General features: G+C 44.6%; 19 protein-coding genes. 13 read left to right on the top strand and 6 right to left on the bottom strand.

The genetic code is table 11. The features are described from left to right. The first annotated feature begins 23 nt into the window (after window positions 1–23). Window positions 24–335, top strand: a complete 312-nt coding sequence (locus tag JQC93_RS05185; protein WP_205157432.1) for a DUF3634 family protein — start codon at window positions 24–26, stop codon at window positions 333–335. A 214-nt stretch (window positions 336–549) separates the two neighbouring features. On the opposite strand, the gene JQC93_RS05190 is transcribed toward JQC93_RS05185, so the two are convergent. Genes JQC93_RS05190 through JQC93_RS05200 form a run of 3 tightly spaced genes read right to left on the bottom strand, consistent with a single transcriptional unit; the run spans window position 550 to window position 3877 of the window. Next, window positions 550–2289 carry a hybrid sensor histidine kinase/response regulator gene (locus JQC93_RS05190; RefSeq protein ID WP_205157433.1) on the bottom strand — a complete coding sequence of 580 codons (1740 nt, stop codon included), beginning with the start codon at window positions 2287–2289 and terminating at the stop codon, window positions 550–552. A 13-nt stretch (window positions 2290–2302) separates the two neighbouring features. Continuing rightward, window positions 2303–3511: an FIST signal transduction protein gene (locus JQC93_RS05195; RefSeq protein ID WP_205157434.1), complete on the bottom strand. Its 1209-nt coding sequence runs from the start codon at window positions 3509–3511 to the stop codon at window positions 2303–2305. Window positions 3512–3523: 12 nt separating this feature from the next. After that, complete coding sequence (locus tag JQC93_RS05200) at window positions 3524–3877, bottom strand: hypothetical protein (RefSeq protein WP_205157435.1); 354 nt, start codon at window positions 3875–3877, stop codon at window positions 3524–3526. A 277-nt stretch (window positions 3878–4154) separates the two neighbouring features. On the opposite strand from JQC93_RS05200, the gene ccoN reads away from it, so the two are divergent. The 11 genes from ccoN to ttcA all read left to right on the top strand — a co-directional run bounded on the left by ccoN (window position 4155) and on the right by ttcA (window position 14126). Beyond that, window positions 4155–5582, top strand: coding sequence for a cytochrome-c oxidase, cbb3-type subunit I (gene ccoN, locus JQC93_RS05205; RefSeq protein WP_084888037.1), 1428 nt, complete (start codon window positions 4155–4157; stop codon window positions 5580–5582). A gap of 12 nt (window positions 5583–5594) precedes the next feature. Continuing rightward, window positions 5595–6215, top strand: a complete 621-nt coding sequence (ccoO, locus tag JQC93_RS05210; RefSeq protein ID WP_205157436.1) for a cytochrome-c oxidase, cbb3-type subunit II — start codon at window positions 5595–5597, stop codon at window positions 6213–6215. A gap of 9 nt (window positions 6216–6224) precedes the next feature. Next, window positions 6225–6398, top strand: a complete 174-nt coding sequence (locus tag JQC93_RS05215) for a cbb3-type cytochrome oxidase subunit 3 (protein ID WP_084888033.1) — start codon at window positions 6225–6227, stop codon at window positions 6396–6398. Continuing rightward, the gene (gene ccoP, locus JQC93_RS05220; RefSeq protein ID WP_205157437.1) at window positions 6395–7375 is read left to right on the top strand and encodes a cytochrome-c oxidase, cbb3-type subunit III; all 981 of its coding nucleotides are present in this window, start codon (window positions 6395–6397) and stop codon (window positions 7373–7375) included. The genes JQC93_RS05215 and ccoP overlap by 4 nt, the downstream gene beginning before the upstream one ends. An 89-nt stretch (window positions 7376–7464) precedes the next feature. After that, window positions 7465–7944, top strand: a complete 480-nt coding sequence (locus JQC93_RS05225; RefSeq protein WP_205157438.1) for a FixH family protein — start codon at window positions 7465–7467, stop codon at window positions 7942–7944. A gap of 3 nt (window positions 7945–7947) precedes the next feature. Beyond that, on the top strand, window positions 7948–10305 hold the full coding sequence (locus JQC93_RS05230) for a heavy metal translocating P-type ATPase (protein WP_205157439.1): 2358 nt from the start codon (window positions 7948–7950) through the stop codon (window positions 10303–10305). Next, window positions 10305–10460, top strand: a complete 156-nt coding sequence (gene ccoS / locus JQC93_RS05235; RefSeq protein WP_084888026.1) for a cbb3-type cytochrome oxidase assembly protein CcoS — start codon at window positions 10305–10307, stop codon at window positions 10458–10460. The genes JQC93_RS05230 and ccoS overlap by 1 nt, the downstream gene beginning before the upstream one ends. After that, window positions 10460–11110: a sulfite exporter TauE/SafE family protein gene (locus JQC93_RS05240; protein ID WP_205157440.1), complete on the top strand. Its 651-nt coding sequence runs from the start codon at window positions 10460–10462 to the stop codon at window positions 11108–11110. The genes ccoS and JQC93_RS05240 overlap by 1 nt, the downstream gene beginning before the upstream one ends. A 112-nt stretch (window positions 11111–11222) precedes the next feature. Then, window positions 11223–11972, top strand: a complete 750-nt coding sequence (locus JQC93_RS05245) for an FNR family transcription factor (RefSeq protein WP_084888023.1) — start codon at window positions 11223–11225, stop codon at window positions 11970–11972. 127 nt (window positions 11973–12099) lie between these two features. After that, on the top strand, window positions 12100–13044 hold the full coding sequence (gene uspE, locus JQC93_RS05250; protein ID WP_205157441.1) for a universal stress protein UspE: 945 nt from the start codon (window positions 12100–12102) through the stop codon (window positions 13042–13044). Window positions 13045–13190: 146 nt separating this feature from the next. After that, a complete protein-coding gene (gene ttcA, locus JQC93_RS05255) occupies window positions 13191–14126 on the top strand; it encodes a tRNA 2-thiocytidine(32) synthetase TtcA (protein ID WP_205157442.1) in 936 nt (311 codons plus the stop codon). A gap of 69 nt (window positions 14127–14195) precedes the next feature. On the opposite strand, the gene JQC93_RS05260 is transcribed toward ttcA, so the two are convergent. Together JQC93_RS05260 and JQC93_RS05265 are read right to left on the bottom strand one after the other, a co-directional pair. Beyond that, on the bottom strand, window positions 14196–14834 hold the full coding sequence (locus JQC93_RS05260) for a DUF2987 domain-containing protein (protein ID WP_205157443.1): 639 nt from the start codon (window positions 14832–14834) through the stop codon (window positions 14196–14198). Window positions 14835–14875: 41 nt separating this feature from the next. Beyond that, entirely contained in the window at window positions 14876–15721 is an 846-nt protein-coding gene (locus JQC93_RS05265; protein WP_236009373.1) for a DUF2189 domain-containing protein, read from the bottom strand. A gap of 232 nt (window positions 15722–15953) precedes the next feature. Between JQC93_RS05265 and JQC93_RS05270 the strand changes: the two genes are divergently transcribed. Continuing rightward, window positions 15954–16985 carry an extracellular solute-binding protein gene (locus JQC93_RS05270; protein WP_205157444.1) on the top strand — a complete coding sequence of 344 codons (1032 nt, stop codon included), beginning with the start codon at window positions 15954–15956 and terminating at the stop codon, window positions 16983–16985. 42 nt (window positions 16986–17027) lie between these two features. Here the strand turns inward: JQC93_RS05270 and cobB are convergent, their stop codons facing one another. After that, a complete protein-coding gene (gene cobB, locus JQC93_RS05275; RefSeq protein WP_205157445.1) occupies window positions 17028–17732 on the bottom strand; it encodes a Sir2 family NAD+-dependent deacetylase in 705 nt (234 codons plus the stop codon). Between the last annotated feature and the right edge of the window lie 15 nt (window positions 17733–17747).

Genomic DNA, 17747 nt, shown 5'->3' on the forward strand with positions numbered 1-17747 from the left:
TACCATGTTAGAGGAATGAAGCTATGTTGATGACCACAATTGCGATTGCAGCTATTGTAATATTTCTTATGGTGTTTATCGATCGCCCAAACAGTAAGTTTGTATTTAAAAGTGGCGAACTGGTTGCGAAAAGAGGTCAAGTTGGTGCTAAGTTACTGCATGACTTTAAAGAAATTGCAGAACGTAATGACGTAACTGGCACCATTAAAGTGTATCAGCGCAAGTCCAACGACAAATTAGTGATCTCCAAATCCGTACCAAATAAAATTCAACAACGCTTTAGAAATGTGTATCCACACCAAGTGGCTAAAACCAAAGGTAAACGCCGCGCTTAATAGAAGCTCTGAAATTAGAGGTTACCAGGGTATTCGTGTGACAAATTCAGTCATATACACAAGTTAACTGGCTTATTTGACAATAGATTTTATTGCGCATAATGTATATTATGTTAAATATGGTTTATGGGAAGCATTCTAGGTTTAGCCATTAAGCCCTATTGTTCAACGTAATCCCTACCTTCAAGTAATGTTGAGCGTTTTGTGAATCAATTTAATTAGCCGCAATATCGTTATTGCCAGAAATAAGGTGTTGGTTTATCAGCGCCTGTTTAATTTCATTAAGTCTCACAGGCTTACACATAAAGCCACTCATTTTGGCGTGCTTGCACTTCTGTCTATGAGCTTCATCGTTGTGGGCTGTTAAAGCAATGATTGGTGCTGTAACGCCCATTGTATTGAGGATTTGGGTTGTTTCAATGCCGTCCATTTTGGGCATCGAAAGATCCATGAATACCAAGTCGTAATAATTCACGCCGTTTTCTTGAACCAAGTCTACGGCGTCAAAACCACTCGCCGCTTCATGGCAGTTTACTTCAAGTTTTTCGGTCATCAGTTTAATGAGTAATCGATTGGAGTCACTATCATCAACGACCAACACCGTTGGTGAGTCAATTTCATCGCTGTCGCTCGTTTCGATAAAATCGTTTGATTCGTTTACTTTCATTTGCTGGTCGCACGGCAAACTGACACAAAATGTACTGCCCACGCCATATTGACTAGTGACAGTAATTGTCCCGCCTAATAGTTCGGTCAATTGCTTTGAAATCGATAGCCCTAATCCTGTACCGTCATATTGACGCGTAGAGGTATTGTCGGCTTGGCCAAAAGGTTTGAATATGGTTTGTAGATCTTGTTCCGATATGCCAATACCCGTATCAGTAACAGCTAAATGTATCTGTTTATTGGATTTTTTCGCAACTACTGTGATTGTTCCTCTATGAGTAAACTTGGCTGCATTTCCAATCAGGTTAAACAATATTTGCTGTAAGCGACTTTTGTCAGAGATGAATTCGTTTGGTAGGTTATCTGAAAATTTGATGTCTAGCTTTACGCCTTTCGCCTCTAATTGAGTTCTAAAGTGCGATGCACTGTTGGTGACGGTGTCACGCAGATTTACACTGTTAAACTTAACAGATAAAGTGCCCCGCTCTAACTTGGTGATATCTAGTAAGTCGTTGATTAATTGTAATAAAAGCTCACTTGAATCTTCCATGCTATTAGCCAATTGTAGCAGTCTAGCTTCTTGATTTTCGACTTTGAGGATATCGAGCATGCCCAATATGGAATTGAGCGGTGTACGCAGTTCGTGCCCCATCATTGCGAGAAATTCAGATTTAGCCTTGTTGGCTTGTTCAGCGTCCAGTTTTGCCTGATTTAGCGCTAGCGTTCTGTGTTCAACCATCGTCTGGAGGCGCATTTTATAATCGAAATCGAGCATAGCACGCTCGAAAAGTGGTTTAAGCCGATGCAGTGCGTCTCTTAACCTTGGTGAAAAGCGCTGCTCCGGAGAGTCAATGAGGAATATAATCGACTGGCTTGACGTCGATGATACGCCGGTCATTAGCACCAGGCTTTTCTTTGTATCTTGGTGATGACAAAGTCCGGGGATTTGGGTGTTATCAAACAGAAACAGCGTCTCACCATTCAATACCCGTTCAAATTTTGTCTGCATGGGCCAGTTAGCGATGGTAAACAGTGTTTTGTCAGTGGACAGTAGCGTGGTGAAAGCGTTGGCGTTGGTTCGAGATATCACGACCGCTTCTTTGAATTCTATGAAGTTTTTAAGACCAGTAACCAATTGATCAAAGATTTCGGACGGCGTTGACGCTTCGCCGATAGCGGATAAAGATGAATGTATCATCATGTTTTCTTTGATTAATTGAGATTCACGCGCCCTACTTCTTTGCAGTTCGTGCAATACCTGATTGTACTTTTCTTTTAGGCTATCCAAATTGCGTTACCTTCTAAGAGAATGCCACGGTGGAGATCATTAAGTTTCCGTGTGCATTTTTGCCTTCGACAGTCATTCCCTGTTCACCGAAGGTAAATGGACACAAAAAAGGTACGTTGTTGTAGGTGTCATTAAGTTGTTTGGCAATATGAGGTAGATGATCATAAATGCTGTACATTGAGCCTGCGCAAAACATTGAAAGATAAGCGGAAGGTCCCAGTGGCGACATTAAAGATGCGCTCGCGTCGCCAACGATTCTCGCCACTCTGTCTACCATATGTTCATGGCTACCAATCATTAATTTAATATTTACTCCCTGTGGCATTTCTGCAAACAGTTCAATTGAACCATCGTCACATAAACGAACTGGGTGAAACAGGTGATAGTATATTTCGTTTTCGGCACTGATGTATTGAACGCCAAGAGGTACGTGACCTGTATGTTGCATCAAATCCTGATATTGCTCATCGTGCAGTATCGACTTTGTCCAGGCGCGATAAACAGACGCTGCTGGCAGATCGTCTATTGATAGGACAAAGCGGCCGTTTGCTGCAGTCACTACCCCACTTTTTCTGGTGGTGATATAACCGGTACCAAAAGAGGTGTTTAGATTGGCGTTGCCATAGATAAACGTGAGAGAAACACCCTGAGTAACTACACCTTCTTGGGTGAAAATGCTCCATTTCCCTTCAATATGATCGTCTGCTGCAGTGCCCCCCAGAACGGGAACCTGCAGACCAAAATAGTTGTCAATACATTCAAGGACGCCTTCTTCAGTCCCTACGGTCCCATGCATCAATATAAGTCCAGGCACTTCACCTTGGCGATTAGATTTTTCTATTGCTTTATCAATGGCTTTAGTTGTTTTGGTACAGACTTCATCGCGCTCGTTAGTATCAAACGTTGTTATGGCATTACAGGTCCAAAAATGGGGATCTAAAGTATAAGATACCCCAACGACAGGGCCCTCAATAAACCCTTTGTTAGTCAGTACACCGCGGCACGTGGAACAGCCATGAATTGGCGTATTTGGGTAGTGCTCACGAAGGAGCTGTTGCAGCCGCTTCGCGTCATAGTGATGGGTGTAATAGATCAACATTGATTGAGCTCTGATTGGCCCAACCTCGGCTACAAGTTCTTCTATAGCTTGATCTGCCGTAGGTTGAACACTGACAGCAATGCGGTGTGACTCCTGCTGCATTGAAGCGGCTATATTGTCCATGACACCATCACCTTATTGAGGGAGTTGATTAATAGTAAGTCGTTGATGACCAGATTCCAACACTAACCCCTTGGTATTGGGCGTAAAGTTCATTTCTGTTAGGTCAGCCGTGTCATCCATTGGTTGCCCGTCGATTGCGGTAACCGAAAAATCTATATTTTGCGAACTTTGTAATTTTAGACCGACTTTAGACCATTTTAGCGTCAATTTATGCTGTTCAAACTCTAAGTTACAAACTTGTTGCACAGTGCAATTGACTTGTTCATCACTAAAAATGACGGTACGCCATACGAATGCAACAATGAGCAACAACATTGTCAAGAGTATTTGTATGAGTCTTGCTCGTGTTAGAGGCTGTGCAGCCATATATTTTGTTCCTTTGTTACTAAGTTCAAAGTTTTAGAAATAAAACGTCAATGCCGTATTAACTGTAAGGTTAATCCACTGTCATTGATTTGTTAATTCCAGTATCATTTACCACGAAAATGCCATTTTTCTAAAACGGATTTTGTAAAATTCTATTATTTAGCCAGTTTTTGCTGCTTAAATCAGCATTTTTACAGTTTGGATGGCATTACGACATAAAAACAAATGATAGTGTCGTGTTGGAAAGTGTAGTTAATAAGAAATTGGAAGCATGCAAATGAGCCAAGAAGCGCAGCTTGAACAAAGCTACAACTATACTGTCGTACGTCAATTTACCCTTGTCACCATTTTGTGGGGTATTGTCGGAATGGCAGTTGGGTGTTTAATCGCCGCTCAACTCGTATGGCCACAGCTCAACTTTGATACGCCGTGGTTAACTTATAGCCGATTGCGTCCACTGCATACTAATGCAGTGATTTTCGCGTTTGGTACTAGTGCCCTTTTTGCAACCTCATACTATGTGGTGCAAAGAACCTGTCAAACCCGCCTATTCGGTGGTCCACTGGTTGCGTTTACGTTCTGGGGATGGCAAGCCATCATCCTAGCAGCCGCAATCACCCTACCCCTCGGTTTCACCTCTGGTAAAGAGTATGCGGAACTTGAGTGGCCAATCGATATCGCAATTGCCTTGGTATGGGTTTCATACGCGGTAGTGTTCTTCGGAACGCTAATTAAACGAAAAACCTCGCACATTTATGTTGCAAACTGGTTCTTCGGTGCGTTTATCCTTACTGTTGCTGTGTTGCATATTGTAAATAGCATGGCGGTGCCTGTGTCACTGGGTAAGTCATACTCTATTTACTCCGGTGCCGTGGATGCGATGGTCCAATGGTGGTATGGACACAACGCCGTAGGTTTCCTACTTACTGCGGGTTTCCTTGGCATGATGTACTACTTCGTACCTAAGCAGGCTGAGCGTCCAGTTTATTCATACCGTTTATCCATTGTTCACTTCTGGGCATTGGTTTCCCTTTACATCTGGGCGGGTCCTCACCACCTGCACTACACAGCACTACCTGACTGGACTCAGTCTTTAGGTATGGTTATGTCTTTGGTTCTGTTCGCTCCTTCTTGGGGTGGCATGATCAACGGTATTATGACGCTGTCTGGCGCATGGCATAAACTCCGTTATGACCCAATCCTTCGATTCCTCATTGTGTCACTGTCTTTCTATGGCATGTCGACCTTTGAAGGTCCAATGATGTCAATCAAGACGGTGAACGCACTTTCTCACTACACGGATTGGACCATAGGTCACGTACACTCTGGCGCATTGGGATGGGTAGCAATGGTATCTATCGGTTCTGTGTACCACTTAGTGCCTCGTCTATTCGGTCAAGAACGTATGTACTCTGTTAGCCTAATCAACGTGCACTTCTGGTTAGCAACTATCGGTACAGTGCTTTACATCGTTGCAATGTGGATCTCTGGCGTTATGCAGGGTCTGATGTGGCGCGCAGTAAATGCCGATGGTACGTTGACTTATAGCTTTGTTGAATCAGTACAAGCTTCTTACCCGTATTACACGGTTCGCTTTATTGGCGGATTTATTTTCCTAGCTGGCATGTTCTTAATGGCGTACAACACCTACAAGACCATCGCAGCTCCGAAAAATAGCCTAAAAGCTATTCCACAACCGGCGTAAGGAGAGAGCAACATGGCAAATAATTCAAATAACCGCCACGAAATCGTCGAGAAAAACGTCGGCTTGCTGGCTATTTTGATCATCATTGCAATCAGCTTTGGTGCTTTGGTTGAAATCACTCCATTGATTTTCCAAAAGCAAACGACTGAGCCTGTGGATAATCTTCGTGTTTATTCTGCTCTCGAAATGGAAGGTCGCGATGTTTACATTCGTGAAGGTTGTAACGTATGTCACAGCCAAATGATCCGTCCTTTCCGTTCTGAGACAGAACGATACGGCCACTACTCTGTAGCGGGCGAGAGTGTTTGGGAACACCCATTCCTTTGGGGCTCTAAACGTACTGGACCTGATCTGGCTCGTGTCGGTGGACGTTATTCTGACGAATGGCACCGTGTTCACTTGATCGACCCACGTGAATTAGTACCAGAGTCAAACATGCCTGGCTTCCCTTGGTTGGAAGAAAATGTTCTAGACGGTAAGTTGACCCAGCAGAAACTTGAAATATTCAAGAATCAGTTTGGAGTTCCTTACACTGACGAACAGATCGCTAACGCGAAGTCAGACGTAGAAGGTAAAACAGAGATGGATGCCATCATTGCTTATCTTCAATCTCTTGGCCACGCGATGAAATAAGGAGCGACTATGGATATTGGAACTATTCACAGTATTTGGACTGTCCTTCTTTTTGTTAGCTTCTTCGGCATTGTCTGGTGGGCTTACGGCAAAAAGCGCAAAGCGCGATTTGAAGAAGACGCCAATCTAGTGTTTGCAGACGAGCAGCAGTCATCGGAAAATCAGGGAGAAGATAACAAATGACTACATTTTGGAGTTTATGGGTCATCATCATCACCGCGGTCTGTCTGATCGGCGTGTTTGCCATACTTGTGTGGTGTCTAAAAGACGACATGGGTGTGAAAGACGGTGAAGATATGGGCCACGAATACGATGGTATTCGCGAGCTTAACAACCCGCTGCCTAAATGGTGGACATACTTGTTCTTCAGTACAGGTGTATTTGCGGTTGTCTATCTTCTACTCTTCCCAGGAATGGGTAACTTTCCTGGCCTACTCGGATGGACAAGTTCGGATCAAACCGTAACCAACATTGAACAGTCTCGTGCATCAATTGCACGTTCACAAAGTGAAAAGACGCTAGATAAATACGCGAAAGAACTTGATGACGCCGAAGCCTATTTTGGTGAAGCATTTAAGCGCTTAGCGTATGAAGAAGATGGTACAACTTTCCGCTCTATTCCTGCGATTGCAGAGAACGAAGAAGCGATCAAAGTTGGCCAACGCCTTTTCCTACAAAACTGTTCGCAGTGTCATGGTTCGGATGCACGTGGCCAGAAAGGCTTCCCTAACCTAGCAGATGCTGCTTGGCTATATGGTGGTGAGCCTGCCGCGATCAAAACAACGATCATGGAAGGCCGCATTGGTCAAATGCCGGCGTGGAATGACGTGCTTGGCGAAGACGGTGTTCGTGAAGTGGTGAGCTACACCCTCAGCCTTTCTGGGCGTAAGGTGAATGCTCGTGAAGCCGCAGCAGGTAAAGCGAAGTTTGCTGTATGTGCCGCGTGTCATGGTACAGACGGTAAGGGTAACCCTTCAGTTGGCGCACCAGATCTCACAGACAACATTTGGTTGTTTGGTGATTCACGCGCTGAAGTAACACAAACAGTTGCATACGGCCGCTCAGGCGTCATGCCCGCTTGGAAAGACATTCTAGGGGAAGAGAAAGTTCAGCTTCTCTCTGCTTATGTCTGGAATCTTAGCAACCAAGAAACAAAATAGTAAAACGATATTAACAGCCCCTTTTCTAGGGGCTGTCTTTTCCCTACTCTACACACTTCATTACAAATTAAACTTAAGAGAACTTTTTTATGGTACAGCCTTGGTATAAGCAGTTTTGGCCCTGGTTTCTTATTGCACTGCCGTTGACGGTGGTTGTGGGGACTTTATATACCGTGTTTATCTTCTCCCAGAATTCAGTGTCACTCGTTGCTGAGGATTACTATAAAAAAGGTAAAGGCATTAATGTCGATATCTCCAAAGTTCGTGTTGCCAATGAACTTAACCTATCTGCACAAATTAAAAGCAGTGATGGGGCAATTATCATTTCGTTTAATAAAGGCGATTTAGAACACTACCCCGCACTCAATGTTGCAGTAACGCATCGCACACTGGCAGACAGAGACTTTAACGAGTTGGTCAGTGCCAGCGCAAATGGTGAGTATCGTTTAGCGCTAACGCAAGATATTGACGGTCCATGGTTCATTGAACTGTCTCCACACAACCATGAGTGGTTAATCCAGGGACGTGTTAGCTTCCCTACTTCTGAATTTACGCCACTGGCAAACTAGGCAATGACAAAAGAGTGTTATCACTGCGGGGAAGATGTCCCCGCAGGCAGTGATTTTCATGTAGAAATATTGGGTGAAGATCGCGAGATGTGTTGCGTGGGCTGCGAAGCCGTTGCATCCACTATCGTTGAAAGTGGTCTAACGTCCTACTATCAGTACCGCACAGAGTCTGCAGAGCGCGTCGATTTAGTTCCTAAAGAGCTTCTCGAGTTGTCACTTTATGACAATAAAGACGTTCAAGCGGAGTTCGTTCAGCACCAGGATGGCGTGTTAAAAACAACGCTATCGTTAGAAGGTGTGTCTTGCGCGGCCTGTGCCTGGTTAATAGAGAAACAGCTCAATCAAATGCCAGGCATCGCGTCAATTCGTGTAAACACATCGACTCATCGTGCCATGGTAGAGTGGCAAGACGATGCCATAGAACTGAGTGAAATACTCACGTCTCTACACCAAATTGGCTATAAAGCCGCTCCCTTTGAAGCTGATGCTCAAGAGCGCGATTACCATAACAGCATGAAGCAATACCTATATCGATTAGGTATTGCAGGCCTTGCAACGATGCAAGTTATGATGCTGGCGGTAGCATTATACTTAGAAGTGTTTGGAAGCCTTGAGCCAGAGTTTAAGCACTACTTTAGGGTTGTGAGCTTAATCTTTGCCACACCAGTCCTACTCTATTCGGCACTGCCTTTTTATATCAATGCTTATCGCAGTCTAAAAGGACGGACATTGGGGATGGATGTGCCCGTATCGCTGGCACTTATCTTTGCGTACGTTGCTAGTTTGTGGGCAACAGTGACACAGCAAGGCGAAGTCTTTTTTGAATCGATCTCAATGTTTACCTTCTTTTTGTTGCTGGGTCGGTTTTTGGAGATGCGTGCAAGACGAAAAGCGGCGGCAGCCAGTGCAAACCTTCTCAAGCTCGTCCCCACCTTGGCAACCACCATTGATGGTGAACAAGTGCCAGTTAAAAGTTTGCAAGTTGGAGACAAGCTAAGAGTATTACCAGGCGAGCATATTCCCGCTGACGGTGCGTCTTTATCCCCGGTTGCACATGTTAATGAATCGATGCTGACCGGTGAATCGATTCCGGTAAAGAAAGCCTGCGGAGACCCTGTATTTGCTGGATCAGTAAACGGTGAAAGCGTCATTGAACTTGAAGTGACGGCGTCACGAAATGACAGCGTGCTTTCAAATATTGTTCGCCTTCAAGACGAAGCTCAATATACCAAACCAAAGATTGCTGAAGTGGCCGATGTGGTTGCTCGTTATTTTGTCGCCGTGATATTAGCCATATCTGCGTTAACGTACACGTATTGGACCATAAATGGTTCTGATGACGCCTTTTGGATATTGCTGTCGGTTCTTGTTGCCACCTGCCCCTGCGCATTATCTTTGGCAACCCCTACCGCTCTAACCTGTGGCGCGTCTCAACTTGGTCGCCAAGGGTTATTGATGAGAAAGTCGCACGTTATAGAAACACTTTGTAAGGTGAACCACGTTGTTGTTGATAAGACCGGCACACTGACCCATGGTGAATTTACTATCTCTAAGATAGAGGCAATGGACGAATTCTCAGAGCAACAAGTGATTGCGCTTGCAAGTGAGCTTGAACGTCATGCTAATCACCCTATTTCTAAAGCGTTTACCGCCTTTGAAAGCCAAGTCAAATTTGACGAGGTGGAAAATGTGGTTGGTAGCGGCGTAAAAGGGATCTTAGGTGAGCACGAGTATCGCATTGGCTCTATGGCGTTTGTTTTAAATGGCGAACACCAAAGCGACCCGTCGGTAATATACCTGTCGTGCAATGGTCGCCTCATAGCACGCTTCCATTACAGCGATCCAGTGAGAGAGCAAAGTGCTGATTTTGTTGCTCAACTCCAATCGCTAGGGATTAAAGTAACGTTATTGACCGGTGATATTGAACAAAATGCCCAGCAAGTTGCTCACGAAGTTGGGATAGATACGGTTGTGAGTGAAGCCAAGCCGCAACAAAAACTGGAGTATCTACGACAGTTGCCTAAGGATGATGTGACACTAATGGTCGGTGATGGTATCAACGATGCGCCAACATTAAGTGGCGCTCACCTGTCTGTGGCTATGGGCAGTGGTACCGACATCGCAAAAACCTCAGCCGATATGGTATTGCTGGGCGATAAGCTTGAAAAGATACTCAGTGGGCGTACCATTGCGTTAAAGACACGTCGTATTATCCGCGAAAACTTGGCTTGGGCTTTGGGGTATAACCTCATTATTTTGCCGCTTGCCGTGATGGGGCTAGTCGCTCCATACATTGCGGTTGTAGGCATGTCGGCCAGTTCGCTGATTGTTGTTACTAATTCATTGAGGTTATTGAAGTAATGGAAAGTCTCTACATCCTCATTCCTATTGCAATAGTATTAGTAGCCGTTGCCGTCGGAGTATTTCTTTGGGCAGTTAAATCAGAGCAATTTGAAGACCTTGATCGTCAAGGACATAACATTCTGTTTGAAGATGACGAGAAAAAACAACCTTAATGGATCTTGATTTAGCAGGCGCGTTTGCGGTTGGCCTCTTTGGCACTACACACTGTGTTGCTATGTGTGGTGGTATCTCTACAGCACTCGCAGCCACCACTCAAAAACCGGTCGCGCTCTTTTTATACAGTGTGGGTCGGTTATTTAGCTATTCATTATTTGGCGCGTTCATCGGCGGCGCTGTTGCAAGCTCGGTAGAGTTAAGTGGTTGGAACCAAGGGCTCGACATTCTTCGGGTTTTTGCGGGCATTTTGATGGTTCTATTAGGCTTGTATATTGCAGGTTGGTACAGAGGCATCTCTGTCATCGAAAAAGCCGGTCGCGGATTGTGGCGCCTGCTAACTCCACTAGCTCAACGCTTGTTGCCACTCAAACATTCTATCTATGCACTTCCGCTTGGTATGCTGTGGGGATGGCTGCCATGTGGGTTGGTTTATTCGATGTTGAGCTGGGCTGCGATGTCAGGCAGTGCTAGTGGCGGCGCTCAAACAATGTTAGCGTTTGGGATAGGCACGTTGCCTGCAATGTTGTCTCTTGCGTTCTTTGCGCAATACGTGCATAAGCTCACTTCGTCGTCTTGGGTACGTAAAACTGGTGGCATATTGCTTATCTTGTTAGGTCTATATACCTCACTCAACGGTGTGATTTAACCGCTGTTTTTAGCAATTTCCTGCTCTGTTCTGGTGCTCTTAAGTTAAAAACCTATCCATTTTTTATTTAGTTTGGTAAAATATTGACGTACATCAATTATCAGTTAGTACTATGATTTCAGAAAAACCGGCAACAAATCGCGTACAATCAGGTGGCTGTGCCATCCACTGTCAAGATTGCAGCATCTCTCAACTTTGCATCCCTTTCACATTAAGTGACAGCGAGTTGGATCAACTCGACCAAATTATTGAGCGCAAAAAACCAATTCAGAAGAGCCAAGAGCTGTTTAAAGCCGGCGACGAGCTGAAATCCCTGTACGCTATTCGTTCAGGAACCATCAAAAGCTACACCATCACCGAGCAAGGCGATGAGCAAATCACGGCATTTCATCTTGCGGGCGATTTGGTAGGTTTTGATGCAATCAATCAAAACAAACACCCGAGTTTCGCGCAAGCGCTTGAAACCTCAATGGTGTGTGAAATCCCATACGAAATCTTAGACGATCTTTCAGGTAAAATGCCTAAGTTACGTCAGCAAATCATGCGTTTGATGAGTAATGAAATCAAAGGCGATCAAGATATGATTTTGCTACTGTCTAAGAAAAACGCTGAAGAGCGTCTTGCCGCGTTTTTGTATAACTTGTCGGAGCGTTTTTCTCAACGTGGTTTCAGTCCGCGTGAGTTCCGTCTTACTATGACGCGCGGTGATATTGGTAACTACCTTGGTTTGACGGTAGAAACCATTAGCCGATTACTTGGTCGTTTCCAAAAAGCTGACATTTTATTGGTAAAAGGCAAATACATCACGATCAACGATCATGATGCACTAATGACTCTTGCTGGCGTATCAAAAGAGTCGTAATCCCCTGTCAAAGTGGCTCACTTAGTGAGTCACTTCAATAAATCCCCAATTTCTTTCCTAAACATATAAAAATTCAACGCTTATTCGGCTACAGTTAAACTAGATCCTACGACATAGTGGTGACTGTATGAGTATTTATAACAACATCTTAGTGGTTGCGGACATCAATAATGATGAGCAACCTGCATTGGCAAGGGCCATGCAATTAGGGCGCAAGAGTAAAAGTCCCTGTAGTGTCACTTTTTTCCTGTCGATATACGATTTCTCCTATGAGATGACCTCGATGCTGTCGAGTGAAGAACGCGATGCAATGCGTGCAGGCGTTGTGCACCAGCGTACGCAATGGATGAAAGAAGTTGCTGAGCCATATTTAGATAATGACATCACTCTAGACATTAAAGTGATTTGGCATAATCGACCTTACGAAGCAATCATCGAGCAAGTCTACGCGGCCGGTCATGAGATTGTGATCAAAGCGACTAGGCAGCACGCCGCTTTAGAATCGGTGCTATTTACCCCAACCGATTGGCACCTCTTGCGTAAATGCCCTACTCCTGTATTGCTGGTTAAGAATCATGATTGGCCAGAAAATGGTCATATTGTGGCATCGGTTCATGTTGGTTCAGAGCAAGAGTCTCACCAAAAGCTCAATCAAGCGATGGTCGAGCAAGCGCTCGATTTGTCAGAGCGCCTAAATGCAACACCGCACTTGGTAAACGCTTATCCGCTTACACCGCCTAATATTACGGTAGAATTGCCTGAATTTGATCCTACGTTGTACTCCGACTCGGTTAGAGGTCATCACCTCAAAGCTATGAAGGAGCTTAGACAGCACTATGGGTTACCTGAAGAGCAAACCAGTGTAGAGCAAGGGTTGGCGGAAGACGTGATTTCTAAGTCGGTCGCCGATTTGAAAGCGGGTTTAGTGATTCTAGGAACAAGTGGCCGCTCTGGGCTGTCAGCGGTGTTTATTGGCAACACAGCAGAAAACGTCATTGATAAGGTCGATTGTGATCTCTTGGCGCTCAAACCAGAGGGATACATCAGTCCATTAGATCCTAACAGTGTTTAAGTGAAGTAATGAATTACTTTGGGGGAGCTTTGCTCCCCTTTTTGTTGCTCAAATTTTTCTGGACTCGATAGGTATTCTGCGTATCATACCGACTCACTTTTGCCGCAGCTGCGGGTGCACAATTTAAGAGTCAAGGTAACCACATAATGTCAGAGCAACAGACTGAGCTATCGAAAGCGCAACAATACAACTTCAATAAGCTTCAAAAGCGCATACGACGCAATACTGGTCAAGCTATTGCAGATTTCAATATGATTGAAGATGGCGATCGCATTATGGTGTGTTTGTCTGGTGGTAAAGACAGCTTTACCATGTTGGACATCTTACTGAGCTTAAAAAAGAGCGCGCCCGTCGACTTTAGTTTGATCGCGGTTAATCTTGATCAGAAACAACCTGGCTTCCCTGAAGATATTTTGCCTCGCTATTTAGAGTCTTTGGGCGTTGAGTACAAGATTATCGAAGAAGATACTTATTCAATTGTTCAAGATAAAATCCCTGAAGGTAAAACAACCTGCTCGCTCTGCTCTCGACTTCGTCGCGGTATTTTATATCGCAATGCCAAAGAGTTGGGTGCGACAAAAATTGCTCTCGGCCATCATCGTGACGACATCATCGAAACGCTATTTTTAAACATGTTCCATGGTGGCAAGATGAAAGCGATGCCGCCAAAACTTGTTTCTGACAACGGCGAACATGTAGTTATTAGGCCATTGGCGTACTGCCGCGAAAAAGACATCATTAAGTATGCTGATCTAAAACAGTACCCAATCATTCCATGTAACCTTTGTGGCTCACAGCCAAACTTACAACGTCAAGCCATCAAGCAAATGCTAAATGGTTGGGACAAGCAGTTTCCTGGGCGTATTGAGACGCTCTTTAGATCGATTCAGAATGTCGTGCCTAGTCATCTAGCTGACTATGAGTTGTTCGATTTTAAGTCGATTGACCGAGACTCAGGGGTAATTAATGGCGGTGATATTGGCTTTGATAAAGAAGAGTTCAACGATGTATCGCCAGCAGACGATATCGGTGTCCAAGCGTTTGAACCCGGTGAAATGCTCAATGTGACACAAATCGATTAACAAAAAGGCCAGTTCAATTTGAACTGGCCTTTTTGGTTGTTTACGCATTCTTATTCTACTAACAGCGAGCTATTGCTGTATGTACGGCATGATTCGCGATGGAGACGTTGGTAACGTTGCGACTACCCCATCCTTCAGGTCCGCTAATGTAATGTGCGCTCGATGGCCTGTTATTGGCAGAGTCTGATTGTTGCTAAGCATCACTTCGCCAGTTTCAAGTTCGATAAATTCTAACGTAATGCCTGAAATTGTGGGTGCGAACCAACTAGAGAACATCCCACTGATGTCTTCCAACAACAACTGAAATTCTGGAATGACAACTTCAAGGTAGTCCGAATGAATGTCTAGTGCATAAGGTTCGTTGGCGACCAAAGCAACTGAGTAATCACACTGAGTTGTTGAGTCGGTATGAACATAGACTAATGGGTTGGCGCTTTTTAGGTTGCCATCTAACGGCAGCGGTAACTTTCCACTTGGTGGGAACGAAAGCGTTTCATAATGCGCTTCTTTTTCCATCCAAGACTTTTCTACGCTGCACGGTAATTGGGTGGTTGGGTTGACAAAGTACACACCAGTTCCAACAGCAGTGTACTCTTCTTTTAGGCTATATTTCAGTTTTGAGTAGAGCTCAGAATAGCTAAAGCGATACTCGGTGGCTTGCGCTTGAAAGCACAGTAGCATGCACAGTGGTGCTATCCACTTATTCATTTAATATTCCTTGTCCATCTTGGGAATGTATTGCTGAGGCATTACGCGTCAAAGGTGTCACGTCCACCAGAAGGCTTTTGTACGTCGGGCTCACTAGGCTGTGATTCGGTGTGCGTCGTGCTCGACGGATCCGCTTTAGTTGCAACAACGGTCAAAGTGATGCCAAACATTTCACGGTAAATAATCGCTTTTACGTGGAAGTAAAACGGCAACGTGATCACCAAGCCGATCCCATATAAGGCAATCGATAAGAAAACGAAGGTCACCACAATGCTATACAGCGCAGCCAACGGCAAGATTTTACGGTTACAGGCGCGCAGTGAATACCAAAATGAGCGCATTGGCGACATGCGTTTTTCGCAAATTAACAATACCGAGTGACTAAACACCAAAGACAGGTAGATTGAGAGCATAGGGACTAAGTTGCTAGATGACGCTTGTAAAATTAGCGAGGCTAGCGTTGCCAGAATAACCGGTACGGTAAAGGCCAACCCTTTAGTAATGTGCGAAAGCTTGGTGTTAAACCCAGTTGCATGGCTCATCGCCATCATACAAAGGCTTGCAAAAATTGGGGCGCTAATCACTTCGTAGCTAAAGTTCGCCATAAATATGGCTTGAAAAATACTTTCGTCTACAGGTGAATCCATATTGGCAAACGCATCGATTAAGACCCAAATATCGCCTAACTGAAGCTTGAGTGCGGCGTAGAATATGGACAATTGCAACAGCATCAGCAAAAGGATAGCTGGAGTAAATCGAGCAAAGTGTTGCAGCGTTAGTTTCCATGCCTCACTAAGAATGTCGCCCACTTTGAGTGAATACTTTCCATTGAGGGCGCGGTCTATGCTGCCCCCAACATTAACTTTGTTTGTGCTTTGTGTGTCCATGAAGCCAATATGAGTTCGATTTAGATGCTCGCTAGTATACCTTGTCTAGAGCCGAGCTAAACCTAAAATATGAGGTACAGCACTTCGTATGGTCACAAAAACGACCGCCAATTCGACATGTGAACTTAGATGACTTAATCTTAATAGAATGTGAAATGAGTTTGATTCCTATGTAGGCATGGATATAATGCCAAACCTATATTCATTGACACTAGGTTGTTAACGTACCCACATGATAAGCCCTTTAAGACTCTCTTTGTTGATCCTACCCTTGTATTCACAAGCGGTTTTAGCGAGTTCTGAGTTTGTCATCGTCTATGAACAGCACCCTCTTACTGACTCTCAATCGGAACGTCTTAGTGTTTTGCTAGAGCGCCCTGTGACTCAAATACAGGCCGATAGCTTTGAGGCTATCGATACGTACCTCAAAGAACGCCAAGTGGATTTAATGCTAGTCAGCAAAAATCACTATCGTCAGCTGCCTCAATCAAAAGTTGAGGTTATCGACGGCGACATTGACTGGAAGATGGATAATTGGCAATACGTTGATAAAGAGACTGTTTCTTCACATCGTTTCTACCCATACAGTGTCGATTTTACGAGCTTGGCGATCAATGTCGACATGTTACCTGAGTCGCTAATAAGTAATTGGACGGACGCATGGGATACGCAATGGTCTGATCAAATCGCGATAACTAAGGACTATCAGTCATTATTTGTCGTAGCGTTAGATATGCTTGGCTATGACTTGGACACGACCAATCCCTTAGAGATCCATTCGGCTTATAAACTGCTAAAAAGCTGGTTGCCGAACATACATGAGATATCTAGCAGTACTGAGATTGAAATGGCGTTTTTGTCAGGTGAAATTGTCGTTGGTATGAGTACAAGCAGTGGCGTGTATTCTGTGACCCAAGAAGGATCGCCAATGAAAATGCTTTGGGACCTGGACCCTATTATTCGTACCACTTATGGCTTTACAGTGCCAACGGGGGCACTGAGTCGCGAAAAAAGTATAGAAGCGCTCAATTGGTTAGTAACGGGAAGCAATGCCGCTGAATATGCCTTGTCGTATCGACGGGTAAGCGCGATTGCTGCGAGTAATGACATTTTACCCGCTTATTTTACCGGTGATCCAAACTTATACCCACCTGCAGACAAATCGACAGAATTCAGAAATCTTGAAGAATATTCAGGCAAAACCGAACTCTATAAAGAGTACTTTGATGCCTTATGTGAAGAGCATGAACAATTGGCCTACTAGTCTATTCTCCGTTACCGATTAGACATTGGACATTCAAATAGGCTAAATAATTTCAGCAATGAGCTCTGGCACCACTTGGCTCGCTTTTCCGTATCGCTTTTCAGCAAACTCACTTTCTAGTGCACTAGGTTCGAGGTTTAACTCGATGGTATGCGCGCCATGCGCTCTTGCTTCGTGTACAAACCCCGCTGCCGGATAGACAACCCCCGATGTACCAATAGAGATAAAGAGATCGGCTTGACTTAATGCGTCGTAGATTCGATTTAGCTGCAAAGGCATTTCACCAAACCAAACTACATGGGGCCTCATTTGCGCCGGTATTTGGCAGCAATGGCAAAGGTCACCCGTTGTAAGGTCACCCTCCTGTACAACCACTTGGCCACTTTCACTACACTGAGCTTTCAGCAGTTCCCCGTGCATGTGCACGATATTTGTACTTCCAGCACGTTCGTGCAAGTTATCGATATTTTGAGTGACTAACAATACAGAGCCGTCGATACTCTGTTCTAGCTGTGCCAGCGCTTCGTGCGCTGGGTTAGGAGCAATAGCGGGATCCAACAAACCTTTACGTCGTTTATTGTAAAACTGTTGAACAAGATCGGGATTGGCGTGGAAACCTTCAGGTGTCGCCACATCTTCGATGCGGTGATTTTCCCACAGTCCGTCATGGGTGCGAAATGTTTTGATCCCCGACTCTGCAGAGATTCCTGCACCCGTTAGTATTACTATATTGTTGAAGGTTGCCATCCCTGAACTCCCACC

The sequence above is a fragment of the Vibrio ulleungensis genome (genome assembly GCF_016900875.1).
Classification (GTDB): Bacteria; Pseudomonadota; Gammaproteobacteria; order Enterobacterales; family Vibrionaceae; genus Vibrio; species Vibrio ulleungensis.

Excerpts from the sequence above, each read along its gene's own strand:
- cobB (WP_205157445.1), bottom strand. The coding sequence starts at position 17,732 with ATGGCAACCTTCAACAATATAGTAATACTAACGGGTGCAGGAATCTCT.
- JQC93_RS05240 (WP_205157440.1), top strand. The coding sequence starts at position 10,460 with ATGGATCTTGATTTAGCAGGCGCGTTTGCGGTTGGCCTCTTTGGCACT.
- ccoN (WP_084888037.1), top strand. The coding sequence starts at position 4,155 with ATGAGCCAAGAAGCGCAGCTTGAACAAAGCTACAACTATACTGTCGTA.
- JQC93_RS05265 (WP_236009373.1), bottom strand. The coding sequence starts at position 15,721 with ATGGACACACAAAGCACAAACAAAGTTAATGTTGGGGGCAGCATAGAC.
- JQC93_RS05225 (WP_205157438.1), top strand. The coding sequence starts at position 7,465 with ATGGTACAGCCTTGGTATAAGCAGTTTTGGCCCTGGTTTCTTATTGCA.
- JQC93_RS05185 (WP_205157432.1), top strand. The coding sequence starts at position 24 with ATGTTGATGACCACAATTGCGATTGCAGCTATTGTAATATTTCTTATG.
- JQC93_RS05230 (WP_205157439.1), top strand. The coding sequence starts at position 7,948 with ATGACAAAAGAGTGTTATCACTGCGGGGAAGATGTCCCCGCAGGCAGT.
- JQC93_RS05270 (WP_205157444.1), top strand. The coding sequence starts at position 15,954 with ATGATAAGCCCTTTAAGACTCTCTTTGTTGATCCTACCCTTGTATTCA.
- JQC93_RS05245 (WP_084888023.1), top strand. The coding sequence starts at position 11,223 with ATGATTTCAGAAAAACCGGCAACAAATCGCGTACAATCAGGTGGCTGT.
- ccoO (WP_205157436.1), top strand. The coding sequence starts at position 5,595 with ATGGCAAATAATTCAAATAACCGCCACGAAATCGTCGAGAAAAACGTC.
- ttcA (WP_205157442.1), top strand. The coding sequence starts at position 13,191 with ATGTCAGAGCAACAGACTGAGCTATCGAAAGCGCAACAATACAACTTC.
- ccoS (WP_084888026.1), top strand. The coding sequence starts at position 10,305 with ATGGAAAGTCTCTACATCCTCATTCCTATTGCAATAGTATTAGTAGCC.
- uspE (WP_205157441.1), top strand. The coding sequence starts at position 12,100 with ATGAGTATTTATAACAACATCTTAGTGGTTGCGGACATCAATAATGAT.
- JQC93_RS05215 (WP_084888033.1), top strand. The coding sequence starts at position 6,225 with ATGGATATTGGAACTATTCACAGTATTTGGACTGTCCTTCTTTTTGTT.
- JQC93_RS05195 (WP_205157434.1), bottom strand. The coding sequence starts at position 3,511 with ATGGACAATATAGCCGCTTCAATGCAGCAGGAGTCACACCGCATTGCT.
- ccoP (WP_205157437.1), top strand. The coding sequence starts at position 6,395 with ATGACTACATTTTGGAGTTTATGGGTCATCATCATCACCGCGGTCTGT.
- JQC93_RS05200 (WP_205157435.1), bottom strand. The coding sequence starts at position 3,877 with ATGGCTGCACAGCCTCTAACACGAGCAAGACTCATACAAATACTCTTG.
- JQC93_RS05260 (WP_205157443.1), bottom strand. The coding sequence starts at position 14,834 with ATGAATAAGTGGATAGCACCACTGTGCATGCTACTGTGCTTTCAAGCG.